This is a genomic window from Nitrospira sp. CR1.1 (assembly GCA_014055465.1).
GTDB lineage: Bacteria > Nitrospirota > Nitrospiria > Nitrospirales > Nitrospiraceae > Nitrospira_A.
In genome coordinates, this window is the sequence record WIAF01000026.1 from 1 (window position 1) to 6,113 (window position 6,113).

A 6,113-nucleotide genomic window follows, 5' to 3' on the forward strand; every position below is an offset into this window, starting at 1 on the left:
GGGCATGGGAGAAATGGGAATGGGGACTTCGCCCCCCAAAGACCTCTATCCCTCCTTGATGAGCCTTCCCGACCTCCCACCCGAGAAGCGGGCAGATGTCGAACGTCAGGCCCACGAGCGAATGACGAACGGCGCGGGACTGATGTCGGAAGGGATCTCGACGCTCTCGTCGAGCGCCACTCGCGACGACTATGTCGTGATGCAGGAGGCCATGGAGCAGATGCGGGAGGGGTTGGCGCAGTTTGAAAGCGGGCTGGCGGGGTACCGCGCGCTCGCTGAAGCCAGAGCTCCGCGCGATGTCGCATTGCAATGGTTCAAGGGTGAGATGAACCTGTTACCTGCCGGATCAGGCCAGCCTCCGCACGGCTTGTTCGGACTGTCCTGGTTTCATTACTTCGTGATGATTCTGTTGCTGACGTTCAGCGCTTCTATGGTCTGGCTGTACTATCATCGCATGCGGCGTGTAGATGCACTGCTGGCGAGCCTGGCGGGAGGAAGACAGGAGCTCTCCGCGGGTCCGGTGACGGCGGCTACGACACCACGGACCGTGAGCCCCGCTCCCGCCATGGCGACCAGCACAGGACCGGCAGCGCGAGATACAGCCATGCCACTGGTGACGATTCCGGCCGGCCGGTGGTCCGGACAACTTCGGGTGGCCAAAATTTTCCAAGAGACGCCCGATGTGCGAACGTTCCGGCTGGTGCATCCGTCAGGCGGAGACCTTCCTCTCCTTCCCTTTGTGTTCGAACCCGGACAGTTTTTGACCGTCTCAGTCAACATCGACGGCAAAGAGATGAAGCGATCCTATTCCATCGCCTCCTCGCCCTGCCGGCGGACATTGTGCGAGTTGACGGTGAAGCAGACGCCGTCCGGACTGGTGTCGAATTATCTGCATGAGCGGATTCAGGTCGGAGATCTGATCTGCGTCAGCGGGCCGTTCGGAAAATTTACGTTTCGCGGACATGAGGCCCCGAGCGTCGTGCTGATTGCCGGAGGCGTCGGGATCACGCCATTGATGAGCGCGATCCGCTGTCTGACGGATCAGGCCTGGACCGGAGAGATCTTCCTGATCTACGCCTGCAACACCATGCAAGACATTATCTTCCATGAGGAATTGGAGTATCTCGTCCGGCGGTACGCCAACTTCCAGCTGACGATCTCGCTCAGCAGGGAAACCTCCTCCGCATGGACCGGCCCGCGGGGCCATGTCACCCGAGACTTGTTGACGAAGGCCGTCCCGAATCTCACGACGCGGCGTATTCACGTCTGCGGACCGCCCCCAATGATGGAGGCCGTCAAGGGGATCCTTGCCGACATGGGCGTACCGCCGGACCAGGTCAAAAGCGAAAACTTTCTCGGGGCGGAGCCCCGGCCGGCACCGGCCGCCGGCGCACCCACTTCTGTGGAGCCGGGGCAGGCCGTGGTCACCTCAGCCTGCCGATTCATTCGCTCGGGGAAGACTGCGCCGCTGCCCAAGGACAAGACCGTGCTCGAAGCGTCAGAGGACGTAGGGGTGAACATCGACTATTCCTGCCGGCAAGGCTACTGCGGCGTCTGCAAGGTCACACTCTTGTCAGGACAGGTCACGATGGCGGTCGAAGAGGCGCTGACCCCGCAAGACAAAGCGGCAAGCATCATTCTCGCTTGCCAGGCCAAGTCCACAGCCAATGTGGAGGTTGATGCGTAATGCAGGAACGTGAACGGCTGGTCATGACGGGCATGGTGCTTCTGCTGCTGGCGCTCTGGCTCGGCTTTGCCGTGCACCGCTCACCACGCTTTGCCGGGTCACTGACGGGAGGTGTCCTGGGGGTCTCGGGAGCGTTGTTGATGGTTTTTTGTGTCCTGTATGCCCCGGTGAAACGGATCCCCGCGATCAAGAACCTTGTCACAAAGAGGGGCTCCCTTCGCACCCTGCTCGCCTGGCATGTCTATGCCGGCCTTAGCGGCTCCATGCTCGGCCTGCTGCATACGGGACATAAATTCGACAGCGTGCTTGGCATGCTGCTGACCGCCGCGATGTTGTTGGTGGTGGTGAGCGGATTCATCGGGCGCTACCTGCTCAATCAGACGTTCCAGGAGGTGCGCGAAAAGAGAGCCACGCTATCCGGATTGCAGGCGGCCTACGACAGGGTGGCGGTGGAACTACGCACCGGCCCCCAGCCGCCGTTCATGACGGCACTGCAACACCGATGGTCGCGATGGTTCCTGTTGGGACTGACAACCGAGACTGGGGTGGCGGCAGCCTTACAAGCCATCAGACTGGCAGAGTCCATTGCGGATGTGGACTATGCCGTCAAGATGCACGAGACGTTGAAGCGGGCCTTCAGTAGATGGCTGACAGCGCACATCGTATTGTCCGCCGTTCTCATGGTCCTTCTCGGCATTCATGTCTGGGCTGGCCTTTATTATGGACTGAGGTGGTTCCACCCATGAAAAAATGGATCCTCCTTGCGATCGTGCTCGGCCTGGTTCTCGCGGCCATCGCTCTCGGAACACTTCGCGTCCACATGCCGGCGAACGCTGGGCGGTTGCAGGGCTTCATCAGTCCGGGCCCGCTATCGAACGCTCATGCGTTCCTCGAACAGAAATGCAGTACCTGTCACACCTCGATTCACGGCGTCGAGGGGGCCAATTGTATCGTCTGTCATGCGAACAATGACATCCTCCTCCAGCGGCAACCCACTGCATTCCATGCGGACATCAGCCGATGCGCCGACTGCCACATCGAACACCAAGGCGTGAGTGTGCGTCCGGTGGTGATGAACCACGCAGCCCTTGCTCGGATCGGCTCGGGTGAGTTGAGCAAATCTCCCCCGAAGACCGAAACTTTTGCGAAGGCCGACCTGATTCGGCGCTGGCTTCGCGAGCAGCCCGGGGCCGTTCGGCTGGAGACGGCGCTGGATTGCATCACGTGCCATGCGACGAAAGACCGCCATATGGGTCTGTTCGGCACGGGTTGCAGCGACTGCCATGGGACGGACCAGTGGACGATCGCCGACTACCGGCATCCCTCCCCGCGGTCGCTGGACTGTGCGCAGTGCCATCAGGCGCCGCCGAGCCACTATATGGAGCACTTTGCCATGGTATCGAAGAAAACCATTAGCCAAGGGAGTCTCGGCGGCAGCCGGTGCTGCGACAACGTGCAGGTCAATCAATGTTACCGGTGCCATCAAACCACAGCGTGGAACGATCTGCGAGGGGTGGGGTACTACAAGCATCATTGAGAATGGTCGTTCTCTCGTGAGGCGAGATGAGTGAACGCATACACCTTGAAACGCTCTGTGCGCGAGACGGACCGGACGCGGCCAAACGATGGGCGCAGTGCGCAGCAAATCTCTATCGGCTATCCATCGGTGAGCCCGCCCATTATGCGTCACAGCCCGACTGGAAACCGCTTTTGAACAGAGCATTCGAGATTTGGAGGTCTTTTCGGAAACAGGAGTGATCTCATGACGCGAAGGGCGAGTCGAAATTTATTGCTCAATACTCACAGATGTTACAACTAATGGCTTCACCTTAATCATAAGTCCACAATGCGAGAGGAAATACAAATGATGCCCGATAGTATTTCTAGACGGGTGCTGCTGAAACGCGCGGCGGCGTTCGGGCTGCTGGCCGCGGTAGAGCCACTGATTCCCGCCTGCGCCTGGACGGGCGACGTAACGAAGGCCTCTGCATCTGTCGGGTTACAGACCACGCTCAGCGGTCACGTCATCGATCTGGCCATTGAGGAGACACCTTTTACAGTGAACGGACGAACCGCGACCGCGATGACCGTCAACGGAACGATCCCGGGCCCGGTGGTTCGCCTGCGAGAAGGCCAAGACGTGACGCTGCGGGTCACGAACCGGTTGACGGAAATAACGTCGATTCACTGGCATGGGTTGCTGCTGCCGCCCGACATGGACGGCGTGCCGGGGGTCAGCTTCGCGGGCATCAAGCCCGGCACGACGTTCACCTATCGCTTTCCAATCAAGCAGAGCGGCACCTACTGGTTTCATAGCCACTCGGGCGGCCAAGAAATGCGGGGGATCTACGCGCCGATGATCCTTGATCCTCTCGAACCCGAGCCATTTCACTATGACCGTGAGTACATAGTGATGCTCTCGGACTGGAGTTTCGAGTCGCCTGAAGCCGTCCTCGCCCATCTTAAAAAGCTCCCCGGCTACTATAACTTCCAGCGGCGCACGGCGGGGGAGTTCTTCTCCAACATCGCGAGCTGGGGCCTGTGGGCGACACTCAAGAACTACGTGATGTGGGACGAGATGCGGATGGACCCGACGGACTTCGCGGATGTCACCGGCTACACCTTCACGTACCTCATGAACGGCATGTCTCCGGGCGCGAATTGGACCGGACTGTTTCGCCCAGGAGAGAAAATCCGCCTGCGCTTCATCAACGCGGCCTCCATGACGTTCTATGACGTCCGCATCCCTGGTCTCACGATGACCGTCGTGCAGGCGGACGGACAGAACGTCCAGCCGGTGCTCGTGGAGGAGTTTCGCTTCGGTCCGGCGGAAACGTACGACGTGATCGTCGAACCGACTGGCGACCGCGCCTACACCATCTTTGCCGAGACACTGGATCGCAGCGGCTTCGCACGTGGGACGCTCGCGCCACGGCTTGGGATGACCGCGTCTATTCCCGAGCGTCGTCTCCGTCCTCTCCGGACGATGGAAGACATGGGGATGAGTATGGAAGGGATGGCTATGCCGGGCATGCAGCATTCGAACGGCGGCGGGATGACGATGCCCGGCATGGGTTCGCCCGCTGAGAGGCCGAGCATGAAGCCCTCAGCCGACACTCCGAACATGGAGCACATGCAGCATGATCTGCACAAGGAGCGCATGCCCGGCATGGGCGGTCAACCTCGTGCGAAGACTCCCGGCGCCGAGCCTGTCAAGCATGACTCCGACGATCATGGGACCGGCAATCAAACGGTGGCCGAGTATTCGCAGACCCGGTTTGGGGAACCAGGCAGAGGGCTGGAAAACAGCCCCTGGCGGGTGCTGCTTTACACCGATTTGAAAAGCCTTACGCCCTATCCCGATCAACGGGAGCCGGAGCGAGAGATCGAACTACACGTCACGGGCAATATGGGGGACCGCTATATGTGGTCGTTCGATGGGAAGAAATACTCCGACGCGCCGGAGCCGATTCGTTTTCGCTACGGAGAACGGCTGCGCGTTACGTTCGTGAACGATACGATGATGGAACATCCGTTGCACCTGCACGGCATGTGGATGCACCTCGAGAACGGGACCGGACCATACCTGCCGCGGAAGCATACCGTCATCGTGAAGCCCGCCGAACGGGTCTCTGTCGCGGTCAGTGCGGATGCGCCTGGGTGCTGGGCGTTTCACTGTCATTTGCTCCTCCACATGGAGGCGGGCATGTTCCGCGTCATCGAGGTGTCTGACAAAGAGCTATAGGTGAGATCATGTCTCTTCGCCTGACTTATGTGATAATTTTAATCGGTGTTCTGAGCATCCTCTTTGCCTCAGTCGCCCCGGCTCAGACCCTGTTCAACACATCGAATAAAGACAGTCTGCTTGGTCACTCCAACTCAGCCGGCCCGCTCAGTGCTCCAGTGAAAATGGTCCCGTCACCGTTGGGGCGAGCATCGGACATCCCCAGCGGACCTGTCCGCACCTTGCCGAACGCCTCGCCGCAACAGGATTGGGCTCCGCCTGTCAACGATCAGGAGAACCATCTCTGGACTCTGTTCGACGTCCTCGAGTACCGCCCAAGCCCGGGAGGAACAAAAGCGAATGACGACTATCGGTGGGATATCGAAGGCTACTACGGCGGCGATTACAACCGCCTGTGGTTCAAGAGCGAGGGCCAGCGGGATACGGCCTTCAAAGCAGACTACGACGTGGACTTTCAACTGCTCTACGGCCGGTTCCTCGGCAAGTATTACGATTTTCAAATCGGCCCGCGCCTCGAAACGCAAACCTTTCGCGGGCGGAATGTGACCCGCGGACACGCGGCGATCGGGATCGAAGGGGTTGTGCCCTATAGTTACGCGATGGAGGCGACCATGTTCATCGATCAGAATGGCGCCGTGTCCGGGCGTTTGACGTTGACGAAGGATCTGTTGCTGACCCAAC

Annotated in this window: 5 protein-coding genes; all 5 read left to right on the plus strand. The window is 59.9% G+C overall.

The window, feature by feature from the left end:
- Nucleotides 1-1,687, plus strand: a 1,687-nt coding sequence (locus GDA65_20390) for a 2Fe-2S iron-sulfur cluster binding domain-containing protein (GenBank protein MBA5865044.1), incomplete at its 5' end; no start/stop codon positions are given.
- A complete protein-coding gene (locus GDA65_20395) occupies nucleotides 1,687-2,433 on the plus strand; it encodes a hypothetical protein (GenBank protein ID MBA5865045.1) in 747 nt (248 codons plus the stop codon). The genes GDA65_20390 and GDA65_20395, both read left to right, overlap by 1 nt.
- A complete protein-coding gene (locus tag GDA65_20400) occupies nucleotides 2,430-3,224 on the plus strand; it encodes a hypothetical protein (GenBank protein MBA5865046.1) in 795 nt (264 codons plus the stop codon). Before GDA65_20395 ends, GDA65_20400 begins: the two co-directional genes overlap by 4 nt.
- Nucleotides 3,225-3,554: 330 nt before the next feature.
- On the plus strand, nucleotides 3,555-5,432 hold the full coding sequence (locus GDA65_20405; protein MBA5865047.1) for a copper resistance system multicopper oxidase: 1,878 nt from the start codon (nucleotides 3,555-3,557) through the stop codon (nucleotides 5,430-5,432).
- Nucleotides 5,433-5,596: 164 nt separating this feature from the next.
- Nucleotides 5,597-6,113: copper resistance protein B (locus tag GDA65_20410; GenBank protein MBA5865048.1), on the plus strand; the 517-nt coding region annotated here is incomplete at its 3' end.

Coding starts and splice junctions, on each gene's coding strand:
- GDA65_20395 (MBA5865045.1), top strand. CDS start 1,687: ATGCAGGAACGTGAACGGCTGGTCATGACGGGCATGGTGCTTCTGCTG.
- GDA65_20400 (MBA5865046.1), top strand. CDS start 2,430: ATGAAAAAATGGATCCTCCTTGCGATCGTGCTCGGCCTGGTTCTCGCG.
- GDA65_20405 (MBA5865047.1), top strand. CDS start 3,555: ATGCCCGATAGTATTTCTAGACGGGTGCTGCTGAAACGCGCGGCGGCG.